The sequence below is a fragment of the Lysinibacillus sp. NPDC096212 genome (genome assembly GCF_044763105.1).
Taxonomy (GTDB): Bacteria; Bacillota; Bacilli; order Bacillales_A; family Planococcaceae; genus Lysinibacillus.
Map to the genome: position 1 here is coordinate 63,875 of NZ_JBIWFQ010000007.1, position 21,170 is coordinate 85,044.

Annotated in this window: 22 protein-coding genes; 8 read left to right on the top strand and 14 right to left on the bottom strand. The window is 34.6% G+C overall.

Translation table 11 applies throughout. The features are described 5' to 3' along the window. Nucleotides 1–26: 26 nt before the first annotated feature. From ACIQ7T_RS09225 to ACIQ7T_RS09245, 5 genes are all read right to left on the bottom strand, one after another. Nucleotides 27–440 (bottom strand): MarR family transcriptional regulator, encoded by a 414-nt coding sequence (locus tag ACIQ7T_RS09225; protein WP_402869906.1) that lies wholly within the window; start codon nt 438–440, stop codon nt 27–29. 222 nt (nt 441–662) lie between these two features. After that, nucleotides 663–1,694 (bottom strand): alpha/beta fold hydrolase, encoded by a 1,032-nt coding sequence (locus ACIQ7T_RS09230; RefSeq protein WP_370077865.1) that lies wholly within the window; start codon nt 1,692–1,694, stop codon nt 663–665. Between the two features lie 38 nt (nt 1,695–1,732). After that, on the bottom strand, nt 1,733–2,392 hold the full coding sequence (locus ACIQ7T_RS09235; RefSeq protein WP_370077863.1) for a hypothetical protein: 660 nt from the start codon (nt 2,390–2,392) through the stop codon (nt 1,733–1,735). A gap of 3 nt (nt 2,393–2,395) precedes the next feature. Further along, the gene (locus tag ACIQ7T_RS09240) at nt 2,396–2,803 is read right to left on the bottom strand and encodes a permease prefix domain 1-containing protein (RefSeq protein WP_370077861.1); all 408 of its coding nucleotides are present in this window, start codon (nt 2,801–2,803) and stop codon (nt 2,396–2,398) included. Then, nucleotides 2,800–3,129, bottom strand: a complete 330-nt coding sequence (locus tag ACIQ7T_RS09245) for a PadR family transcriptional regulator (RefSeq protein ID WP_053482886.1) — start codon at nt 3,127–3,129, stop codon at nt 2,800–2,802. The genes ACIQ7T_RS09240 and ACIQ7T_RS09245 overlap by 4 nt, the downstream gene beginning before the upstream one ends. A gap of 281 nt (nt 3,130–3,410) precedes the next feature. Here ACIQ7T_RS09245 and ACIQ7T_RS09250 point away from each other — a divergent pair, with 281 nt between their 5' ends. Further along, the gene (locus tag ACIQ7T_RS09250) at nt 3,411–3,608 is read left to right on the top strand and encodes a hypothetical protein (RefSeq protein ID WP_402869909.1); all 198 of its coding nucleotides are present in this window, start codon (nt 3,411–3,413) and stop codon (nt 3,606–3,608) included. Between the two features lie 177 nt (nt 3,609–3,785). Here ACIQ7T_RS09250 and ACIQ7T_RS09255 read toward each other — a convergent pair whose 3' ends face one another. Then, entirely contained in the window at nt 3,786–4,976 is a 1,191-nt protein-coding gene (locus ACIQ7T_RS09255; protein WP_402869911.1) for a M14 family metallopeptidase, read from the bottom strand. Between the two features lie 206 nt (nt 4,977–5,182). On the opposite strand from ACIQ7T_RS09255, the gene ACIQ7T_RS09260 reads away from it, so the two are divergent. Both ACIQ7T_RS09260 and ACIQ7T_RS09265 read left to right on the top strand, forming a co-directional pair. After that, nucleotides 5,183–7,921 carry an ATP-binding protein gene (locus ACIQ7T_RS09260; protein ID WP_370077857.1) on the top strand — a complete coding sequence of 913 codons (2,739 nt, stop codon included), beginning with the start codon at nt 5,183–5,185 and terminating at the stop codon, nt 7,919–7,921. A gap of 1 nt (nt 7,922) precedes the next feature. Continuing rightward, nucleotides 7,923–8,762 carry a CheR family methyltransferase gene (locus ACIQ7T_RS09265; RefSeq protein WP_370077855.1) on the top strand — a complete coding sequence of 280 codons (840 nt, stop codon included), beginning with the start codon at nt 7,923–7,925 and terminating at the stop codon, nt 8,760–8,762. 70 nt (nt 8,763–8,832) lie between these two features. On the opposite strand, the gene ACIQ7T_RS09270 is transcribed toward ACIQ7T_RS09265, so the two are convergent. Further along, the gene (locus tag ACIQ7T_RS09270; protein WP_402869914.1) at nt 8,833–9,969 is read right to left on the bottom strand and encodes a SpoIIE family protein phosphatase; all 1,137 of its coding nucleotides are present in this window, start codon (nt 9,967–9,969) and stop codon (nt 8,833–8,835) included. Nucleotides 9,970–10,131: 162 nt separating this feature from the next. Continuing rightward, nucleotides 10,132–11,139 carry a hypothetical protein gene (locus ACIQ7T_RS09275; RefSeq protein ID WP_370077851.1) on the bottom strand — a complete coding sequence of 336 codons (1,008 nt, stop codon included), beginning with the start codon at nt 11,137–11,139 and terminating at the stop codon, nt 10,132–10,134. A gap of 399 nt (nt 11,140–11,538) precedes the next feature. On the opposite strand from ACIQ7T_RS09275, the gene ACIQ7T_RS09280 reads away from it, so the two are divergent. Next, nucleotides 11,539–12,795 (top strand): GNAT family N-acetyltransferase, encoded by a 1,257-nt coding sequence (locus ACIQ7T_RS09280; RefSeq protein ID WP_370077849.1) that lies wholly within the window; start codon nt 11,539–11,541, stop codon nt 12,793–12,795. A gap of 19 nt (nt 12,796–12,814) precedes the next feature. Here ACIQ7T_RS09280 and psiE read toward each other — a convergent pair whose 3' ends face one another. Continuing rightward, nucleotides 12,815–13,270 (bottom strand): phosphate-starvation-inducible protein PsiE, encoded by a 456-nt coding sequence (gene psiE, locus ACIQ7T_RS09285; RefSeq protein ID WP_402869916.1) that lies wholly within the window; start codon nt 13,268–13,270, stop codon nt 12,815–12,817. A 104-nt stretch (nt 13,271–13,374) separates the two neighbouring features. Continuing rightward, nucleotides 13,375–13,599, bottom strand: coding sequence for a hypothetical protein (locus ACIQ7T_RS09290; RefSeq protein ID WP_402869918.1), 225 nt, complete (start codon nt 13,597–13,599; stop codon nt 13,375–13,377). 229 nt (nt 13,600–13,828) lie between these two features. On the opposite strand from ACIQ7T_RS09290, the gene ACIQ7T_RS09295 reads away from it, so the two are divergent. Next, entirely contained in the window at nt 13,829–14,050 is a 222-nt protein-coding gene (locus ACIQ7T_RS09295; protein ID WP_370077843.1) for a phosphate-starvation-inducible protein PsiE, read from the top strand. A gap of 109 nt (nt 14,051–14,159) precedes the next feature. On the opposite strand, the gene ACIQ7T_RS09300 is transcribed toward ACIQ7T_RS09295, so the two are convergent. Further along, a complete protein-coding gene (locus ACIQ7T_RS09300) occupies nt 14,160–14,711 on the bottom strand; it encodes a TetR/AcrR family transcriptional regulator (RefSeq protein WP_402869921.1) in 552 nt (183 codons plus the stop codon). Nucleotides 14,712–14,848: 137 nt separating this feature from the next. Here ACIQ7T_RS09300 and ACIQ7T_RS09305 point away from each other — a divergent pair, with 137 nt between their 5' ends. Further along, nucleotides 14,849–15,409, top strand: a complete 561-nt coding sequence (locus tag ACIQ7T_RS09305; protein WP_370077839.1) for a hypothetical protein — start codon at nt 14,849–14,851, stop codon at nt 15,407–15,409. Between the two features lie 115 nt (nt 15,410–15,524). On the opposite strand, the gene guaC is transcribed toward ACIQ7T_RS09305, so the two are convergent. Next, the gene (gene guaC, locus ACIQ7T_RS09310) at nt 15,525–16,508 is read right to left on the bottom strand and encodes a GMP reductase (RefSeq protein ID WP_402869924.1); all 984 of its coding nucleotides are present in this window, start codon (nt 16,506–16,508) and stop codon (nt 15,525–15,527) included. 342 nt (nt 16,509–16,850) lie between these two features. On the opposite strand from guaC, the gene ACIQ7T_RS09315 reads away from it, so the two are divergent. After that, the gene (locus tag ACIQ7T_RS09315; RefSeq protein ID WP_370077835.1) at nt 16,851–17,270 is read left to right on the top strand and encodes a VOC family protein; all 420 of its coding nucleotides are present in this window, start codon (nt 16,851–16,853) and stop codon (nt 17,268–17,270) included. Nucleotides 17,271–17,388: 118 nt separating this feature from the next. Here the strand turns inward: ACIQ7T_RS09315 and ACIQ7T_RS09320 are convergent, their stop codons facing one another. Continuing rightward, on the bottom strand, nt 17,389–19,338 hold the full coding sequence (locus tag ACIQ7T_RS09320; protein WP_402869927.1) for a methyl-accepting chemotaxis protein: 1,950 nt from the start codon (nt 19,336–19,338) through the stop codon (nt 17,389–17,391). 337 nt (nt 19,339–19,675) lie between these two features. Here ACIQ7T_RS09320 and ACIQ7T_RS09325 point away from each other — a divergent pair, with 337 nt between their 5' ends. Beyond that, nucleotides 19,676–20,050, top strand: a complete 375-nt coding sequence (locus ACIQ7T_RS09325) for a VOC family protein (RefSeq protein WP_370077832.1) — start codon at nt 19,676–19,678, stop codon at nt 20,048–20,050. Between the two features lie 108 nt (nt 20,051–20,158). Here ACIQ7T_RS09325 and ACIQ7T_RS09330 read toward each other — a convergent pair whose 3' ends face one another. Further along, on the bottom strand, nt 20,159–20,905 hold the full coding sequence (locus ACIQ7T_RS09330) for a hypothetical protein (protein ID WP_402869930.1): 747 nt from the start codon (nt 20,903–20,905) through the stop codon (nt 20,159–20,161). Between the last annotated feature and the right edge of the window lie 265 nt (nt 20,906–21,170).

Genomic DNA, 21,170 nt, shown 5'->3' on the forward strand with positions numbered 1-21,170 from the left:
AAAAAGGACTTCAATTTTATGAAATCCTAAAAAATTTTTCTCATTAACTGATTAACCTCACGCAATATTTTTGCCATGTCTATCAGTTTTTCCTGTGGAAACTTTAAAAATAAATCTTGAACCTTCAATTCGCCGTTATTAGTTAAAATCATTTTTACAACACGACGATCTTCTTGCTCTCTAATTCGCTCTACCAATTCTAATTTTTCCAGCTTATCGCACATCGATGTAACGGCTCCTGGTGTCACACTAAAGAATTCAGCAATGTCTGTTGCTTTCATACCACCATTAATCTTTAGTTGAAGTAGGAGGATCAGCTGATTTTGAGATAATGATTCTCCCTCAGATAAAAGATTTACAAACATTTTCGATGTATGCTGTATTTCAAACATCTCTTTCATAATGATTTCCACATTGTGCAATTGATCATTTTTTGACATAGTATCACAGCCCATTAAAATATTTAATAACTAAATTATATAGTAAATAAATAATGTGAGCTACTATCGATATCCTTAAGAGAATTGATTTCTTGTCATTGTAAAACACAGAAGCGACTCATCGGACGCCCCCAGGAAGCTTTGTTCTGTGCAAAAGCGAAGCATCAGCAACAAAGAACTCGGTTGGAAGGAAATCAACCCCATGTTTTGGTGAAGAGCCAATTATTTCACAAACGTATCGCACATCCATTCATAAAATTTTTCCTTCTCTTCAAATTGTGGATAATGAGCTGATTGTTCAAAAGCAATAAATTCTTTTTTATCGGCTTCAATCGTATCAAAGTATTTTTTTGCTGTGTTAGATGAAGTTTGATAATCATATTTACCCATAACAAAATAGCATGGTAATTCAAGTTTTTTTACTTTAGTAGGTAATGGGTTTTTCATTACTTCATCTAATAGAGCTTTTTGAGAATAGGATAGCCCATAGTTGTAACGAATCACATCTAATAAGTTATACTCACGACTGAATAACATACTTATGATATTCCCATCAGGGTTATCAATAAGTCTTGAAGCTCCACCATATTTTGCAATATACTTCCGTGGAATAAACGTCTCGCCATTTTCTACTTGTTCAGTTAACCCTTGTAAATATAGAACATCCTCTACATTGCCATCGTATTCAGCTTGCTGAATAACGTAATTCAAACCGTCAATCTCGCTTCCTGCTTGATCACTCATCTGTCCAATTCCAACATATGCTGTAAATTTTTCAGGAGCTTTAGAGGCAGCTTGCGTTGCAATATACGTACCATAAGAGTGTCCAATTAATATTACTTTTTCTTTGCCAAGACGATCTGATATATAATCCGTCAAGGCCAATAAGTCATCTACGAGTAAGTCTGATGAAAGATTAGAATAATCCTCAAAAAAATGATATGATTTTCCGCTTGCTCTTTGGTCGTAATTCACGACCGTAAAATTGTTTTCCAATAAGTTTTGATACTTACTGGCATACGGTATTTCTGAACATCCAGGCCCTCCATGGACAAAAATAATAACGGGATTATCCTTATCTTTGCCACGTATCATAACTTCATGATTACTTCCATTTATCTTTACTTGCTCTAATACACTTACACTGTTATTACCTTTAATATGGGAAGTCCATGTAGGGAATAAAAGCGCTGTTATGAGTAATACGATTGTAATTATTACAGTATATTTTATAAATTTCATTATCTTTTTCATCTAATTACCTCTGTGGAAGTGAAATATAGTCGAAATTTTTAGATTTTTTCAGGAGTAGTTGTTGAATTGTACATTTTTCTTTTATAAACATAAAAGTACATGCTAAGGGGCCACCATAGGACTACAAAGATTGGATAAAACGCCCATATTACTCCTGGTGAAGAGACAATATTTACTGTAATAAAAAAGATACTGATAAGAATTGTAGCGGTAACAGAGAATGCTACAAATGTTTTTCTTTGTGCGTGGTATAAAGCTAATGGCCACCAAATTACTAAAAATGATGGATAGATCGCCCAAGGGTATGGATGGGATAAAATAATATTTAATAAGGAGTAATAGATAATGGTACTTGCACAGCCTATTAGTGCAATTTTTAATGTTTTTGCTTTTTCATCTAAATACATAAGAATTGGCCACCAGATGATTGGATAGATCGCATAAATGAACCATATATAATCGGGTGAATATAAGTAATTTTCAATGATAAGAAAAGCAATAATCATGGCACTACAAACAAGAGAATATTGTTTATACATTCTTTTAGACATAAAGAATAACGTTATTGGCCATAGCAATACAAGTAAGCACGGGTAAATAAACCAAAGCTCCTGAGGTGACGTCGTATAATTGACGATTCCTAAAAAAATCATTGTCATCAAACTACCTACAATCGAAAAGCTAATAAAGTTCTTCATGTTTTATTCACTCCATTTCTTACGTGACCAAACGAAGTACATAGATAATGGCCACCATAATATTGCAAAGATTGGATAGATTGCCCAAATTGTATTTGGTGTATAGTAAAGATTAATAAAAATAAAAAATGCAATAATTAAACCACTACCCCATATAGAGAATTCTAAATTTAATTTAGACATGTTTTTCTTTTCGGGCTCCTTAACACCTAATTCCTTTTTTAAATCCTCAATATCTCCAAACTCCACGATGGCTTTGTTGATGGCATCCTCTTGTTCTTTCCCTTGATCCATTAAATAAAATACTTTTTCTTCAAGGTTTTGAATGATTTCTTGTTTCACCATCTCTGTTTCTTTATTACGAGGAATGTCTTTAAAAAGCTCATCAATATGATTTTTTATCTTTTTCATTCTAAGCCCTCCATAAATAAGTCGATAATTTCTTTTACTTCCGACCACTCTTTTACTAGCTCATTTAAATAAGCTTTACCTAACGGGGTAATACGGTAATACTTTCTTTTGCCTCCATGTGAAACATCACCATAATAGGCTTCAATAATTTCCTTTTTCTCTAGACGTTGAAAAACTGCGTATAAAGTTGCTTCTTTAATTTGAAATCGATTATTTGTGCGGATACTTATTTCCTGAGAAATTTCATAACCATAGCGGTCTTTCTCTAAAATTAACCTTAAAATAATGGAATCCAAGTGTCCGCGGATGATGTCACTTCGAACCATAAGTCACCTACTTAATTTTTATTGCTCTATCTGTTAGAGTAATATTAGCAAACATTACTCTACCTGTCAAAGTAATTTTTCCAAATACGTCCATATTTCTGCTAAGAAGGATCATCATCAAAACGTGTGGTTGATTTCCGTTCCGGCTGGGCGCTTTGCCGCTGACGCTTCGCTTTCGCACAGATAAAACATTTGCCGCTGTCGCTTCGCTTTCGCACAGATAAAACATTTGCCGCTGACGCTTCGCTTTCGCGCAGAGCAGAGCTTCCTGGGGGCGTCCGATGAGCCGCTTCACTCGCGATGCTCGCTCCAGGGTCTCGGGCCAACAGATGTTTTTTGCGCGAAAGCGTAGTGCTAACGTAGCGGCAGCAGCACCGAGGTTGGTCACGAAGGCGTTATCACAGGATGGTTTTAGCCTTCGTTCCTCTATCGCTAATCCCCAAGGAGTCGCCCAGCCTCCACTCCAATCAACTTATTGACATAGTAGACGTTTTAACAAAAGTCATCCACAACTTTTGGTGATGAACTATCAAGAAGCAATCAATCAGAGGGTAAAAAATCCCCTTTCACTTCAGAAGTAAAAGGGGATTGGGGATATTTATTTAGCATTGAATTGTGATGGTTACTTCGACTTCACAAATTCTAGGCTCTTTTTATTACATATACAATGCTGCAAGGAATATACCTAATGTTTCTTCATAGATGGCGTCGAATTGGCTGAGTGGAAGTGGATTTGTACCACTACCTAACTCAACTGTAAAGCCAGGTCTACGCCAATCCTGAATAAACCAATCTTTATAGCCCGCATAACTGCCTGCCGAATTAATAGGCTCATAGCCACTGACCCGGCTAAACTCATTAACAAGGATTTCTGACTCTGGCGGTTCGAGATTTTCGAAACCCCAATAAATCACTCTTCCTTGTGTATGAAACGCGAGAACTCTGGCAAAATCGCGTTTCTTTGTTAAGTCAGCCATAGCAATGGCCTCAGGCTCGGACAAAGGTCGTTGTCCGCCAAAATCTCTTGGTCCAGGTGTTTTTGGATTTCGTGCACGTTCGAGTTCCCATTTTGCAGGAAACTGATCGTTCAAATCGACACCATTTATATTAGCCTTCCAACCTGAGAAATCGGTGCTACCGTTATTCCAAGTAATGAGCTGATTTCTTAATGCGTCGTCATTAGGTGGCCCTTGTAATACTAAATCGACACCATCGGGATTGACCATCGGAACTATAGAAAGGGTTGTTTGCTGGTAAAGTGGTAATGGAGATAAACCGCGAATTGTACTTTGATTGGTGAGAGAAAGTAGATAGTCGTTTATAAAAGTTAAAATAATTGGAGTCGTAATCCATTCATTCGCATGAAAGGAGCCGTTATAATGGACACGCTTAGCTCCGTTCCCGATAAGAAGTTCTGGAATTTCATGCTGTAAAACAGAATGTCCTATCGTAGAGCTTTGTAGAAATGGATAAGCATCGAGTAGCTTTTTGATATCATTCATCATAATCGCATAAGAATAATTTTGTTTACCATTGACGAGCCTCCATGTGATTCGTTGGGGAATGCGAATTGTCTGTCCAATGTGTAATTGATTTGGATTAAGATCAGGGTTGACAAGCAAAATGGCTCCTAATGGGAGATTTCTGCTTTGGGCTATTTGCCAAAAACTATCTCCTTGTTTTACTTGATAATTGACTGCAACAAACCCTGGAATTCGAATGCGCTGTCCAACCCTTAAAAGTTGAGAATTGATATTTCGGTTCGAATCTATAATTAGTTGAAGAGGTATTTTAAACACTTCACTGAAACGCCAAAGAGAATCCCCTGGTCTTACGTAAATGTCCACAATTGTTCTCTCCTTAATTTAAAGTAGTTCAATATAAAATGTATATGAAAAAAATAGGGGACTTATTAACTTTAAATGAGTAAATTTTGTTAAGTATTTCTCGGAAGGATATTATTGTCTAAATTTAAGAGGAAGAAACTTTGTTACTTTTTGATGTACAATGATACTAGTTATAGAGTTTATGACAGATAAAGGTAGGAAAACAAATGTTAAATAAATTAAAAATAGGTATACGAACTAAAATTACGTTAGGCTATATTGTTATCATACTTTGTTTACTTGCATCAGTGATTATCTTAAATAATCAAATTACCTCTCTACAAAAAGAAAGAAATTATATTATCAAGAATGATTCAAATATACATGCTTTAACCAATCGTATTGAAAAGCACATTTTAGATATGGAATCGAGCCAGAGGAGTTTTGTTATCTCAGGTGAATCAAGCTATTTAGAGTCTTATAATGAATCTGATGAAAAATGGGAATCTGATTTTAATGAACTTTATCAGATTGTAAAAAATAAACCAACAAAACAGAAGTTAAATGAGATAAAGGCAACGATAGAGCATTGGATTACAACATTTGGTGAACCTTCCATTAAATTTAAAAAAGAAAAAAATGTGGGGGCATTAGGGGAACTCTATAAGGTAGGTACAGGTCCTAGAGACATAGAAACAGTACGAGATCAGTTTGAATCACTTCGTTCAGAGGTAATTGCAACGATGCAAGCCAAAGTAAACGAGTTGGACAAAAAAAATAGTATAGTAACACTTACACTGCTTGGCATACTTGTATTTATCTCAGTTGTTGCGATTATCATTGCAAGTGGTATTTCTCGTTCAATCGTAAAAACGTTAACAGAGGTTACTCGAACAATCCAAGAAATCACTGCTTCCAAGAGTAATCAAAAAGGACGAATTCATGTTAGAACAAATGATGAAATCAATGCTCTTGCAGCTGCTACAAATGAGTTGTTGGATGCGCTTGAGAGAAGAGAATGGCTACAGTTGAATATCGCAGAAATTGTCACAAAATATCAAGGTATTTCTGCTATAACAAAATTAGCTGAAACCTTCCTTTCAGAAATAGCGCAAAAAACGCAGTCTTCCCTTGGCGCATTTTATGTTCGTGAAACTACTGATAATCATATACAGTTTGTAAAAAAGGCTGCTTTTGCGGAAGCAACGGATAACGTTGGAATTGAGAGCTTTAAACTGGGACAAGGCTTAATTGGACAATGTGCTTTAGAAAAAAAGATTTTAATTTATAACGATATTCCAGAAGATTTCCGTTTAGTAGGCACTGGTTTAGGGAAAATACCACCAAAGGGTATTTTTATCGTCCCTATTATATTTGAAAATAACGTAATCGCTGTCGTTGAATTAGCTACAATAACTAGCTTTAATGAACTGCAGCAGGAATTAGTGAAGCAAGTTATCGAAACCTTCGGATTAACGATCAATAGTGTTCTAGGGCGTATGGAAGTTGTCCGTTTATTGAACGAGTCAAGAGCTATGACAGAGGAATTACAGGCACAATCTGAAGAGCTTCAGACACAATCAGAAGAATTGCAGATGCAAACAGAGGAACTGACAATGATTAATGACCAATTGGAAGAAAGAACAAAAGAGGCAGAGTTAAAGTCGAGAGAATTAGAACAAGCTAAAAAAGAATTAGAGGAAAGTGCGGAACAGCTGTTACTAAATTCAAATTATAAATCTGAGTTTTTAGCCAATATGTCACATGAATTACGAACGCCACTGAATAGCATATTAATTTTATCTGAAATGTTAGCTGAAAATAGCCAAAATACTTTATCAGAAGAGGAAGCTGAATTTGCAAAGGTTATCCATTCTTCAGGGGAAGATCTGCTGGCATTAATTAATGATATTTTAGATTTATCAAAAGTAGAGGCAGGCAAGCTGGATATTAGTTTTGATGAAATGAATATGAGTGAGGTTCCTGTACAAATCGAGCAAACCTTTGCGCCTGTAGCAACGAAAAAAAATCTACAATTCTATATTTCGAAAGACGAAAATGTAGTCGATATTTTCTATACTGACGAACAAAGATTCCAGCAAATATTGAAAAATTTATTATCAAATGCCTTTAAATTTACAAAACAAGGCTCAGTTCATCTTGACATTAAACAGCTTAGTGAAGAACAGTTAACAAATAATATGCAGGATGTTAGTGCTGACTGGTTAGAGATCATAGTTTCCGATACAGGAATAGGGATTCCGAAGGACAAGCATCAACTTATTTTTGAATCATTCCAACAGGCTGATGGGGCAACAGTACGTAAATACGGTGGAACAGGTCTTGGCTTGTCCATTTGTAAAGAGCTTGCGGGATTACTTGGCGGCTGGATTTCTTTACAAAGTAGTGAAGGGCAAGGTAGTACATTCACACTAACAATCCCAAGCTTGCCAAATGGCATCGAAGAGCAAAAACGTAATGAATTTGCTATTCATGAAGTAGGGGCTACTAATGAATTAGAAGAGCTAATGGAAGTACTATCGGAAACTCAGGACTTCTCTCAACAAGAGGTAGAAGTTTTTCAAGGAAAAAATATTTTAATTGTAGACGATGATTACCGTAATATATATGCATTAAAAAACGCACTCGAAAAACGAGGTATGAATATCTTAGTTGCCAAAGATGGGATAGAGTGTTTAGATATTATGCAAGCTAATGATGAAATTGATCTTATTCTGATGGATATTATGATGCCGAATTTGGATGGCTATGAAACGATGTCGATTATACGCAAACAAATGAAGATTACGGATTTACCGATTATCGCTTTAACAGCGAAGGCCATGAAAAATGACCGAGATAAAACATTAGAGGCTGGTGCTTCAGATTATATAAGTAAGCCATTAAATTTAGAGCAATTAATATCCGTTTTAAGAGTATGGCTAGTTTCTAAAGGGAGTTTATAAAATGGACCGATTTCCTTTGCAGCAAAAAAAGCATACAGATTTAGAAATTGATTTGTTACTTGAGGCTATTTATCGTTTATCGGGATTTGATTTTCGACAATATAATCGTTCTTCTATATTACGAAGGGTTTATAGTAGGATGAGGATGAGTAATATTCCAACCATTTCTCATGTACTTGAAAAAGTAATACACGAAAATGATTTTTTAGAGCAACTATTGAATGATTTTTCTATAAATGTGACTGAAATGTTCCGTAACCCTAGTTTTTTTAAGGCTTTTCGCCAAGAAGTTGTACCGTATCTAAGAGATTACCCTGAAATTCGGATATGGCATGCAGGATGTGCCACGGGTGAGGAAGTATACTCCATGGCTATTTTGCTACAGGAAGAAGGGTTAATGGATCAAGCCGTTATTTACGCTACGGATATGAACGAACAAGTATTGGAAGAGGCAAAAAAAGGAGTATTTCCGATTAACAAAATGCAGGCATATACGAAAAACTATATGCTTGCAGGCGGCATCCATGCTTTTTCTGAATACTATAAAACAGATTATCAAAATGCTTATTTCCATCCGTCACTGTTAAAAAACATTATATTTGCACAGCATAATTTAGTAACAGATCAATCGTTTAATGAATTTCATGTCATTATGTGCCGAAATGTTTTAATTTATTTTTCACCTGAGTTACAAAACCAGGTGCATCATTTGTTTTCCGAAAGTCTAAGTGATACTGGATTTTTATGCTTAGGAGATAAAGAGACACTCCGATTTGAAGATATTATTTCAAAATATAAAGAAATCGTAGGCAATGAAAAAATATATCAGAAGATAAAGTAAGATAAAAAATAGGCTGTTGTCCAAGTCTCTCCACAGTAGAGACTTAGGCAACAGCCACTTTTTATGTAGTTTAACGTGCCTGTATCATTAATACACACATATCATCTGGTTGATTCCCTTGTTTTTCCATGGGTAGTAAATGGTCAATCAGACGTCGAGAATTATCCCATTTCGTAGATATTAGTGTTTGTAAATGCTTCTCGGATTCCATTTCACATGGTCCCATTGCCTCTAACACACCATCCGTATATAAAATAATTTGTACTTCCTCATTGTATTGAATGCATTGCTTTTGTACGTTGATCTCATCGAAAAAGCCGACTGCACAGCTTCCTTGATTTAAATGTACGAGCGTCTTTTCGTCAACTAGAGCATAGCCAGAAGGATGACCAGCGTTCACATATTCAATGGTTTTTTGTTCTGTATCTATCACTAAATAAATAGCTGTGAAATAAAAAAGATTGTCCTCTTTTCCGTTTCGTAAAAGTGTCATATAACGGTTTAACTCTTTTATAACTAATTCAGGATCTTCTAATTGTTTAACAGCTTCTCTTAGGACAGAGGAGATAAACATACAAACAAGCGCTGCAGGGATCCCATGTCCCATCATATCAAGCAAAATGATAGCATATCGATGATCATTTATTTTATGCCAATAATACATATCCCCTGCTAAATTAGAAGAAGGAAGATAAGAGACCTCTATTTGAATAGTAGCCTCATTTAAAGGGGCGCTCAAAAGGCTTCTTTGTACGTGTGTGGCTAAATCTAATTCGTATTGTATTTTCTTTTCTTGCTGAGTATGCCAATCTAATTCAGCTTTCAATCGTAAAGCAACTCGAATTCTAGCAAGAAGCTCGGTTTTATTAATGGGCTTCGTAATATAATCTACTCCACCGATATCAAGTGCTTCGGCGAGCGTGTTTTTATCTTCTAGAGCTGTGACAAAGATAATTTGAATATCTTTTAATCGTTCATTTTGCTTAATACGTTTACAAGCTTCAATGCCATCGATTTCAGGCATCATAATATCTAATAAAATCAAATCCACCGAATTTCCTGTTGAATTTGGTGCATCTAACTGTAAATAATCAAAAAGCTCATAGGCAGATGTTAGAGAAACACAGTTATCATAACCTGCATTTTTTAATACTTTTTCAATTACAAATAGATTGACCTGATTGTCATCTACAAGAAGAATGGTCATAGTTATTTCCCCTTATTCTGTTTGAATTAGTGCAGATTATTTATGAATGTATTAACTTTATTATTATACAAAACATTAGAGAATAACGGTATTTTGAAGGAGAATATGAATAAGTAAAGAGCCAACAAAAAAGAGTCAGCTCTCAAAAACTTATAGTTCTTTTCAAATTCTAGCTTTTTTAAAGCCATTATAAATATCAAATGCATTTGCGATGATGGCAATTGCAATGCTTATGAATAATATTCGATCTATAGCAAACAAAATCTTAGCAGAGGTCGTCCCCATAATTGCAGCGATATAAGGTACGGCTGGACTGTGTATAAGATCAGGGTGAATAGCCATGAGGATAAAAACAATGACTCCTGTACATTGAAGAAGTGCATTAGTTACGGCGATTAACATTGTCCATTGACCAGCCTTCAATTTCCATAATGTTAAAGCGACACTTAAAACGATACAACATAAAACGATTGGAGCGAAGGTCAGTAAGACATCCTGATTGAATATAGGCATAACAAATTTCAACCCGCCTTTATTGTGAGAAGTATAGATTCCTAAAAGGTGATTAGCATTGAAAAAGGCAAAGGAGAAAATAGCAATGCCTAAGAAACTTAAAATATTATCATTAAGTGAAATAGTTTTTTCTTTAGGGATTATTTTAACTTTTGCTAAATCATCCGGTGTCCATTCTGGATGATTCTTTATAAGAGGGATTCGAACGTTTTTTCCTTCAGATCGTTCGATGACAATGAAAGCAACTGTAATCCAGAACAGTACGTAAATGATTACTGAAATAATATGAGAGATAGTTATAGAAATAGTGTTAATAATAGCAGTCAGGAGTGCACCTTCTCCGTTATAAAGCACAATACTTTCTATCATCTGTACAATAATTGTAATTAATATTGCCCAAGGAATAACTAATTTTATTGTTCTAATATAAGCGTCAAACACTATTGGGCTGATTAAAAATCGTGGTGTATCTTGATATTTTGCTGCAACTTCTATGGGATTTCCAAGCTTTTTAAGAACGTCCTTTATATCTGATTCTGAATAATCTTCAGGTAACATATCTTCAATAGTAGATTTTAGTTCTAGACTGGTTTTATCACGCTTATCTTTGCTTATCCTTTTAGTTACTTCATGAATATATGCATCAATCAGATTCACTCTTTCCGTCTCCCTTCAATAATTCATGCAGTCCATTCCTTTTTAGTTGAGTCATATGTGTGCGCAACACATCGTATTTCTGAGCTTTACCTTTAGTCCTATCCCACTTATAATCACTTCCTGATGCCCTAATCAGCGAGCCAACGAGAATAATGTATTCAGTTACTGCCGACTTGCTTGAGAAGCTGAATAAGGGTGTAGTTATAAAGCATTGTATGCAAAAACAACAAGCACTAAATGTTCCGCTTCATACTTCCTTTCTGTATACATCTAATAAGGAGCTCACCGCGTACTATTTGTATGTGGTAATATATGTTATTATCAAGGGCTGGAATTAATGTGAAAAAAATTATAAAAAGAGCGTGCCTTAAAATAATTTAGTGTAGGATGGGGATGTATATGAAAGTCGTTGAGAAATTATTGAAGGAAGAGGATTTTATACATTTTGTTGATATTGTGGTTGGTGCTTATCCAGGAAGGATGGGGAGTTTACAGCTAACAAAAGAGCAGCTAAAGGCACTTTTTATACGCAATCAAAACAATGACGCAGCTATTCATTATTATGGGCTATGGGAAGATAACAAACTAATTGGTGGCATGCGACTCCATGATTTTGAAATGAATTTCTTCTCTAAAATGATTCCAATAGGGGGAGTAGGACTAGTTGCAGTTGACTTACTCCGTAAAAAAGAAAAGGTTGCCAAAGAATTAATAGATCATTTTTTCAAGGTTTTTTTAGAGAAAAATGTTCATTTTGTTGCGTTATATCCGTTTAGACCTGACTTTTATAAAAAAATGGGCTTTGGATACGGACCGAAAATGCATCAATATTCAGTGGAACCATCAAGCTTTCCGAAGGGGCCAACAAAAAAACATCTTACTTTTTTAACAGCGCAAGATCAGCAAAAATTAGCAGATTGCTATAGAAGAGTTGCATCGAGGAAGCATGGTATGTTTTTAAAAACAGAATCGGAGCTTTCATCAATTTTTAAAAACCCGCAAAACTATATTATTGCTGTTGAAAAGGGAGATTCAATACAAGGTTATATGGTATTCTCCTTTAATAAGCAAAGTGAAACGAATTTTTTACTTAATAATCTAGTCATTAAAGAATGGATCTATGAAACACCAGAGGCTCTATTAGAGTTCAGTACATTTTTAAATAGTCAGGTGGATCAAGTGAACCGTATAGAATGGAACACACAGGAAGAAAATATTCACTTCTTTTTAGGAGATGTACGAAATGGAACAAATCATTTAATCCCAAGTGTCTACCATGCAAGTGCTGTATCAGGTGTTGGCTTAATGTATCGCATTATTAATGTTCAAGGTTTTTTTGAGGAACTCACAACAAATAATTTTAATGGTCAAACATTAACTTTTAAGTTAATTGTAAAAGATTCGTTATTAGCTGAAAATAATCATCAAATTGTTATTGAGGCTATCGATGGTAATATAAACATTTCTAATAGTACTAACTATGATGTGGAAATGGTGATTGATATCGCAGAGCTTTCTTCTCTTGTCATGGGAGTTGTGACAGTACAAGAATTATTTATGCTTAGCAAGGTGAAGATTAGTGATGAACAATACGTACAGTCATTGCATCATTTCTTCTTTGTCCTTGATAAACCAACTTGCATCACAGCTTTTTAGGAAGATTAATAGTATAAAGCTATTGTTCTTTTTTCATAAAGAGTGATGAGCGTACAGGTCGTTCCAGCGGCGTAATATTAATAATAAAATAGCTTACAATTAATATTAAAATAATAAGTGAATAAATTAAGGTGTTAATGGGATGATCATGTTCCACGATAATTAATCGAATCATAGCTGTAATCCCTATATATATAAAGTACCTTAGTGGAAAATGATAATTCTCTTTAAAATATTTAATAATCATAGTGATAAATTCAAAATACAAAAAGAAAATAAGAATATTAGCGAGGAAAATCTTATAGTCTCCGTCATCGTTGTTGAATATTAGAATTTTAAGAAATTGGATGAGTTCTTTGCAAAGTAAGAAGGATAAAATGAGCGCTAGAAGTACAAGGCAAACATTTAGAAACAATTGTAAAGATTGCGGTACAGCCTTTATTAATTGTAAATAAGTCGAGTTCTTTCGATTCATCGAATTCCTCCAATCTTGTAAGTCGTTCTAAGTGAATATGAATAACTAAATAACACATAATCATATGTTTGAGCGTCTTCGTTTAATGATTTGAATATAACATTTTATCGTAAATGTATTAGGTTTAATTTGTAAAGTTTTGGTATATATTGAATTATCGCCAAAAGCTGTGGATGATATTTGTTAAAACGTATGTTATGTATATAGGTTGATTGGAGTGAAGGCTGGGCGACGCCTTGGGGATCAGCAATAGAGGAACGAAGGCTAAAAACATCACGTCCTGTGATAACGCCTTCGTGACCAACATCATGTTGGCCCAAGCGGCTCATCGGACGCCCCCAGGAAGCTCTGCTCTGCGCGAAAGTGAAGCGTCAGCGGCAAATGTTTTATCTGTGCGAAAGCGTAGCGACAGCAACAACAAAGCGCCCAGTCGGAACGGAAATCAACCACACGTTATGGTGATGAGCCTATATATTCGCGAAAGAAAGTTTTCAAAATAAATTAGCTGTATGCTAAAATAGATGTGCATGAATATAAAATTCAAAAGGGGTTTTTAAAATGGCTAATGCAGCAAAAACAGGAAAAATTACACCAGAGCGTTTAGAGGAAGCATTAAACGTACGTGATCGTCTTGTTATCGAGTTACTAGTACAAGTTCTTGATGAAAAGCTTGTAATTGAACGTCCAGTATTACGTGAACGTGTAGCAAACCTTGTAGACCTTTCTGATCATGATGCAGAATTAAAAGAAACGATCCACGCTGTTATTAACAAGCTATAATCTTTAGGAAAATGCTACTCTTAATTGGTAGCATTTTTTCTTTTGTTGGAAAGGAACATATAAAGTATAACGATAATTTTCCTTAGAAGGTGGACTGTAAAACCTATAGTTAATCATTGGGTATCCCCATAAAACTATTATATATTAAACCCATTTCATCAGGACTTTCCGTACAATCATCCTCTCCCCACTTACAAAGAATCTTCCAAAACCCACCGGATGAATAAGCTATGCTATATTTAAGCATCGTGTCATTAACTTTATTTTGTTGTTTACATGGAAATAGATTATGGATCACCGGTAAGTACTCTTCGTATTTTTTTAGTATATAAAATAATAAATTGTTTCTCTCTAAAAGTTTAAGGAATGATACATGCTCTTGCCAAAACTCAAAATAACATTTGGTTACTGAAAAATTTGTTAAATTATCTAAATTAGCTAGTTTATGAATATATTTATTAAATAAATAGTCTACATATTCATTTAGTACATCATCTTTTGACTTAAAATTACGATAAAATGTTTTGCGAGCCAATTGAGCTTTAATTACTATTTCTGTAATAGTAATTTCACTATATTCCTTCACTTTCATTAGTTCTAATAAAGTATTAATAATTATTTTCCTTGAGCGAATAGATATTGGATTTTTACTTTTTTCCATAACTTCCTCCTGTATGACACGAATAGCCTTGATTTGTATCACTTGCTTGGATTATATTGACTTCAAATTTTTGCTCAATTATACTTCAAAACATGAAAATTACACAAATGTGTATTTTAACCAGTGGGGGTGGGAGTATGTTTGGGGCAATTAATAAATTATCTAATATGAAAAGTGTTAGTATCCTACTTATAATTTTTTTATGTTCTATGTTTATTATGCGTAGTGCAATTTCTACTTTAAAAGGAATTACAGGCGGAATAGGCATATTAGATTTACATTTTAGCTATACCGTACAAGAGATTTACGAAACTTTATTTTTACAAGGGGTAGCAGGGAGATCCTATTATTTAACAACTTTTTTTATAATTGATTTTATTTATCCTCTTACTTATGCATTTTTTTATTCGGTAGTGATTTCGTACTTTTTTAAAGTTCTAAAAATCAAAAATAAAATAGTAAACTATTTCATTGTCCTTCCGTTTATAGGTATGGCATTTGATTATTTAGAAAATCTTTTCTTAAGTATTATCCTCATGAAATATCCAACGGAACTTTTTTATTTAGGGTTAATTTCTAGCTATTGTACAAAAATAAAATTTCTATGTGTTTATTTAAGCCTTCTTCTAGCTATTCTATTATTTTTAGTAATTTTATTTAAAAAAATAAAAATATCACTTAAGTTTTTAATGAAATAAATTTATGAATAGTTTACGAGGGGGTGAAAAGATAGGGGATTTGTATATTTGCGAATAAAGAAAAAGTAAATGAAGCTAGCAAAAATTTTCGGCTAGCTTCATGCTGGTTAGACTGTTAGTATACCTTATCTCCATTAAAAATAGAGTTTTTCACAATTACATAATCTACATTTCGAATGGCATCAAGTTTATTGCCACCTGCATAGGAAATAGATGATTGAAGGTCTTGTTGCATTTCAATTAACGTATCTTTGATGCTACCTTTATGTTCAACAAACATTTTTTTACCTTCAACATTTTTACGTTCACCTTTTTGGAATTCAGAAGCAGATCCGAAGTATTCCTTCACAGTTTTACCGTCGATTTCGATCGTTTCTCCAGGTGACTCTTCGTGACCTGCAAATAATGATCCAATCATTACCATTGAAGCACCAAAGCGAACCGATTTTGCAATATCACCATGTGTGCGAATACCACCATCAGCGATAATTGGCTTTGTTGCGGCTTTTGCACACCAGCGTAGTGCAGCAAGCTGCCAACCACCTGTACCAAAACCAGTTTTGGTTTTAGTAATACATACTTTACCTGGTCCAATACCAACTTTTGTTGCATCTGCACCAGCGTTTTCAAGTTCACGTACTGCTTCAGGTGTACCCACATTACCAGCAATAACAAAGCTATTTGGTAGATGTTTTTTGATATGTTGAATCATACGAATAACAGCATTTGAATGACCATGTGCAATATCGATTGTAATAAATTCAGGCACTAAATTAGCAGCAGCTAATTCTTCAATAAAAGGATATTCTTCATTTTTCACACCAACACTAATAGATGCAATTAATCCACGAGCTTGCATATCTTTAATGAAATTGATACGTGTCTCTGGGTTAAAACGGTGCATGATATAAAAGTAACCGTTTTCAGCAAGCTTCGCAGCAAGACTTTCGTCGATAATTGTTTGCATGTTTGCCGGTACAACAGGAAGTTTGAATGTATGATCACCTAAAGTAACAGAAGTATCACATTCTGAGCGACTTTCTACTATACATTTTGCGGGAATTAGTTGAATATCTTCATAGTCAAATACGTTATCCATTATAAACACTCCTAAAATACGAATATTTTTTAAGTTTTAATTTAAATCGTTCGTCATTTGGTAATTTACATTATTTTCGAGTAAATGTCAAAGCTTTTATCTAAATAAATAAAAAAATAACAGGAAAGAACAGGAATTAAGCGAAATATAAGTTTTAGCAATTGTTAAAAAAGATAAAAGTAAGGTTAAAATTCTGCAAATTTTTGTAAGGAAGTAAGATCTATTATGATTCTTCAAAAGAGGAAAAGGAGTTTTTAATTAGTTTTATCTAAAATTTGTATTACTATTTGCTATCCATGTAAAATAGAATTGTTTCGAAAAATGACAAAGGGAGTGTTGGGAATGGCAGTAGAGGTCTATTTAATTTTTAATGGAAATTGTCGAGAGGCTGTATCTTTTTATGAGAAAGTTTTTAATGCGAACAAGCCTGAAATTATGACATTTGGAGATTCACCACAAAACCCAAATTATCCATTACCAGAGGAAGCAAAAGATCTTGTGATGCATACGCGACTTTCGATTTTTGGTAGCACTGTAATGTTCTCAGATACATTTCCAGGCAATCCATTCATGACTGGAAACAATATAACGTTAGCCGTTGTCTCAGACGATGAGACTCAGCTGCGAAAAGCTTTTGACGGTCTTAAAGATGGTGGCAAGGTTAAAATGGAGCTACAAGAAACGTTTTGGAGTAAATGTTACGGCTCCCTTACTGATAAATTCGGTATAGAATGGCAATTTAGTTATGAGGAAAATAAATAAAGAGCAATTATGCCTCGGCATAATTGTAGCCTGTCGCTACAGAAAATAATTGCTGAAAGAAGTTAATATTGAAAAGCACGATGTTTGGAAAATCTCCATTAACATCGTGCTTTTCTTTTTAGTATTTAAAACGATTCACATAGCTTTGTAATTCATCAGCCATGTCAAGAAGTGCTTTTGAGGCTACAGCCATTTCCTTCATCGAGGACAACGTTTGTTCAGTTGAAGCGGCAACTTCTTCTGACGCTGCTGCATTTAATTTAGCATGATCAGTTAGCTCGATAGCTGTTGCAGAAACTTCTTCGACTACTGCTGACATCTCCTGAGCGGATGCAGATATATCCTCCATTTTCGGAGCAATATCGTGTAGACTCTTAATAATGTTTGCAAATTTTTTACTTGTATCTTCTGTTAGTTGTAAACCATCCTGGACATCCGCTGAAGCCTTAATCATTGTTTGAACAGATTTAGCCGTATCTTGCTGAATGCCAGTAATCAGTGCAGAAATTTGCTCTGCTGATTGATGGGATTGCTCTGCTAACTTGCGCACTTCATCGGCAACTACTGCAAAGCCTTTCCCGTGCTCTCCAGCTCGCGCCGCCTCAATAGCAGCATTAAGGGCAAGTAGATTTGTTTGATCTGAAATAGCACTAATAATTTCTAAAATAGAACCGATTTCTTTTGTTCGATCATAAAGTGATTTAATCATCGTATCTGATTGTGTCACAGATTCATGAATAGAAATCATTTGATTAACAGTTTGTTCGACTGCTTGGCCACCCTCTTCGGCCAATTTTATAGCATGGCTAGATAAATCTGAAACCTGCATAGAGCTATCAGCGACCTCGACGACTCCTTTTGAGATTTCCTCAATAGAAACAGCATTTTGGTCAATGCCAGTTGTTTGTTTTTCTGTACTAATAGCAACCTGTTGCATAGCGTTAGTAACTTGTTCTGAAGCAGCTATATTTTGTTCGGCATTCGCAGATAATCCATGTGCTGAAGTCTGTACGTGTTGGGAGCTTTGATCAACGTTGCGAATAAGTTTTTTTAAGTTAACCTTCATTGCGATAAAGGCTTCCCCTAGCTGTCCAATCTCGTCTTTAGAATGAATGTCAATAAACGCTGTTAAATCGCCTTCACTAATTTTTATAGCGCTTTGTTTAAGTCGATTGATCGGATTAACGATCGATTTTATCATGAATAGCATAAAAATAATGCCAACAATAATAGAAACAGCGATGATTATTAAGTTGATATTAAAGGTCGAAGCAGCGGCTTTTGCAGCCTCGGCTGTAAACATTGTACCAACAACTTTCCAACCTGTTAGCTTATTTGTAACAAATTGTAGCTGACGATCTTTTTCTATAATGCTACCACTATCTTGTTCATAGATTTTAGTAATATAGCTTTCTGTTGCTTCAGAGCCACTTTCTTTATCTGGTTGGGCAATATAAATTTTATTGCCATCTAAAAGTGAAGCAAAGCCAGTTTCTCCTATGCGTATATCATTCGTGATGGTACTAAGTTTAGATATATTTAAATCTAACCCGATTACCCCTGAGCCATCTGGTAAAGCCTGAGTAATCGTAAGAACGATATCACCTGTAGTTTGTGTAATGTATGGAGCTGTAATAGATACTTGGTTTTTGTTATCTAAAGCTTGCTTATACCAAGGTCTCGTACGCGGATCAAACCCACTAGGGTATTTTTGAGCAGGCTCATCTAGTAGTCTGCCATCAGAGGTTCCAATATAAATCAGCTCCACCTCTGGATGCATATTGATGTATTCTTTGAAAAGAGATTTAAGTTCTGGAATTTTACCTTCTTGTAAATAAGATTGATTGAGCTTTTTAGTAAAATATTGAATGTCCTTCACTCTTGGCTCAATCGTGTTAGTAATATTCGTATTAAGCATGCGCACACTTTCGGCTGCGCTTGCTTGTTGTTCTTCTGAAATTTGTTTTCCAGCACTTTGGTAAGACACAATTCCAATTAACAGTGTTGGGATGAGAAGCATTGCTAAAAATGAAAAAATGAGCTTTTTCCTTAAACTTAGTTGTTTCACTTGAATTATCCTCACTATAATTTAGTATTTGATACTTTGTCTTATCACCGAAAATTGGATGTAATAACGCCCTTGTGACCAACCTCCTATTGTCCTAAGAGGTTCATCGGATAATCGACACCCTATGTATGGTGAAAAGTATATACTTTACCGATTAAGGCAAATAATAGACGACTAGGCTCATTTTATCAAAAATAAAATAAAAGTTAAGTATTTTGTAATAACTGTTCATTAATTGTAGATATAAGAAATAATATTTTGAAACGATAATCATTAGATGACATATAAAGCTACTTTTTGATATATACTAATGCTCAAAAGAGGGGGGATTGTTTTCATGATTCGACAAATTGGACAAGTGATGTTATATGTAAATGATCAGGAAACTGCTGTGAAGTTTTGGACAGAAAAAGTTGGATTTGTTGTAGTTGCTGACCAGGAAGAGGGAGGAGTACGTTGGATTGAAATTGCTCCAACTAAAGAAGCTCAAACTACCCTTGTTCTACACAACAAAGAAATCATTGCGAAAATGCAGCCTGAATTAAATTTAGGGACACCTTCTATTATGTTTTATGCCGATCATATAGAAAATTTATATCAGGATTTTCAAGCAAAGGGCGTTAAAGTAGGAGATTTAGTAATGATGCCAATGGGTAGGGTTTTTAATTTTGCTGATCACGAAAATAATTATTTTGCATTAGTAGAAAAATAAACCTTGTCCCATCAGTAGAAAAAGTAAGTTCGAATCTGTCCAATTTCGATTATTCTATGCGGAAATCGGACAGATTTTTGCTTTTTCCCCTATATAAGTGCACGTAATTTATTTTATATCTTCTCCAAAAATCCCTACAGTTTGACGGTCAACGATAAATTCATGGCCATCCCATTTCAAAATATTTTCTACATACCCTAATCCATCGGCATGAAATCGGCCTGCTATAGACTGATACGCTAAAATCTCATATATGCCATCACGTTCATAGTCCACTGGGTACAATCCGCTGATTGGATCAACCCATCCTTCAATAGGCTGCTTTAGTGTACCGTCTTGATTATAAATTTCTGCTAAATAATCCGGACCCTTGTATTGTAAATCGATGATATATTGCTTTTGGGGATTCATGCTACGAACGGCTACTTTATATTGATTTTGATAATTAACGCTGTACTTTAGCTTATTATTAAAAGAAATTGCATCAAAAATTGAGCGGATTTTGCCGTTTATTGAGGCAAATATTTCCCCGTTGATAATGCCTCCACTACCTCCTGTGTCAGAAATAGCTAGAATATCTTCTAGGTGATTGCCTGTAAAGTCACCTAAAAATATAGTTGGATTATAGCCAACGCTTTGTTTTAGCATTATTTTTTCGAATTGGTGCGTCTGTCCGTAAAAAATAGCAAGCGTTAGGTCTTTCCACAAAGGGCTATCTGGAGTTTTAGTCCCCATCAAAAGAACAGTTTCAAGTAAGCCATCTCCATTAATATCTCCAAATTTCGTCTGAATAACCTGAGGGGTCATAGTTGAAATAGGCATATTATTTAAGGATGGATTCATATTATTAGTCATACATGCACCTCTTTCTTTAGTTTTAGCATATGTTGTAAACATGGCTTGGTGAAAAAAGAAGACGTGTTAGTAATGGATATAAAGCTTATAAAAAAACTTGTAATTAACCCATTGACATTTTTAAATGTGAAAAGTATCATAAATGTCAACGAATCAGAAAATTCAGTACCACGCATCCTCTCGCTACTAATACGTAGTTAGAGATTTTTTTACAACTTTAATTCTTAGTAAGTATATATGTTTTATACATTTTGGGAAGAAGGAG

Bases quoted from the DNA above. Each gene is read 5' to 3' on its own strand.
- ACIQ7T_RS09235 (WP_370077863.1), bottom strand. From the start codon at position 2,392: ATGAAGAACTTTATTAGCTTTTCGATTGTAGGTAGTTTGATGACAATG.
- ACIQ7T_RS09225 (WP_402869906.1), bottom strand. From the start codon at position 440: ATGTCAAAAAATGATCAATTGCACAATGTGGAAATCATTATGAAAGAG.
- ACIQ7T_RS09270 (WP_402869914.1), bottom strand. From the start codon at position 9,969: ATGACCATTCTTCTTGTAGATGACAATCAGGTCAATCTATTTGTAATT.
- ACIQ7T_RS09295 (WP_370077843.1), top strand. From the start codon at position 13,829: ATGGCTAATGCAGCAAAAACAGGAAAAATTACACCAGAGCGTTTAGAG.
- psiE (WP_402869916.1), bottom strand. From the start codon at position 13,270: ATGAATCGAAAGAACTCGACTTATTTACAATTAATAAAGGCTGTACCG.
- ACIQ7T_RS09265 (WP_370077855.1), top strand. From the start codon at position 7,923: ATGGACCGATTTCCTTTGCAGCAAAAAAAGCATACAGATTTAGAAATT.
- ACIQ7T_RS09330 (WP_402869930.1), bottom strand. From the start codon at position 20,905: ATGACTAATAATATGAATCCATCCTTAAATAATATGCCTATTTCAACT.
- ACIQ7T_RS09240 (WP_370077861.1), bottom strand. From the start codon at position 2,803: ATGAAAAAGATAAAAAATCATATTGATGAGCTTTTTAAAGACATTCCT.
- ACIQ7T_RS09305 (WP_370077839.1), top strand. From the start codon at position 14,849: ATGTTTGGGGCAATTAATAAATTATCTAATATGAAAAGTGTTAGTATC.
- ACIQ7T_RS09315 (WP_370077835.1), top strand. From the start codon at position 16,851: ATGGCAGTAGAGGTCTATTTAATTTTTAATGGAAATTGTCGAGAGGCT.
- ACIQ7T_RS09250 (WP_402869909.1), top strand. From the start codon at position 3,411: ATGAGCCGCTTCACTCGCGATGCTCGCTCCAGGGTCTCGGGCCAACAG.
- ACIQ7T_RS09230 (WP_370077865.1), bottom strand. From the start codon at position 1,694: ATGAAAAAGATAATGAAATTTATAAAATATACTGTAATAATTACAATC.
- ACIQ7T_RS09260 (WP_370077857.1), top strand. From the start codon at position 5,183: ATGTTAAATAAATTAAAAATAGGTATACGAACTAAAATTACGTTAGGC.
- ACIQ7T_RS09325 (WP_370077832.1), top strand. From the start codon at position 19,676: ATGATTCGACAAATTGGACAAGTGATGTTATATGTAAATGATCAGGAA.
- ACIQ7T_RS09290 (WP_402869918.1), bottom strand. From the start codon at position 13,599: ATGAGCCGCTTGGGCCAACATGATGTTGGTCACGAAGGCGTTATCACA.
- guaC (WP_402869924.1), bottom strand. From the start codon at position 16,508: ATGGATAACGTATTTGACTATGAAGATATTCAACTAATTCCCGCAAAA.
- ACIQ7T_RS09280 (WP_370077849.1), top strand. From the start codon at position 11,539: ATGAAAGTCGTTGAGAAATTATTGAAGGAAGAGGATTTTATACATTTT.
- ACIQ7T_RS09300 (WP_402869921.1), bottom strand. From the start codon at position 14,711: ATGGAAAAAAGTAAAAATCCAATATCTATTCGCTCAAGGAAAATAATT.
- ACIQ7T_RS09245 (WP_053482886.1), bottom strand. From the start codon at position 3,129: ATGGTTCGAAGTGACATCATCCGCGGACACTTGGATTCCATTATTTTA.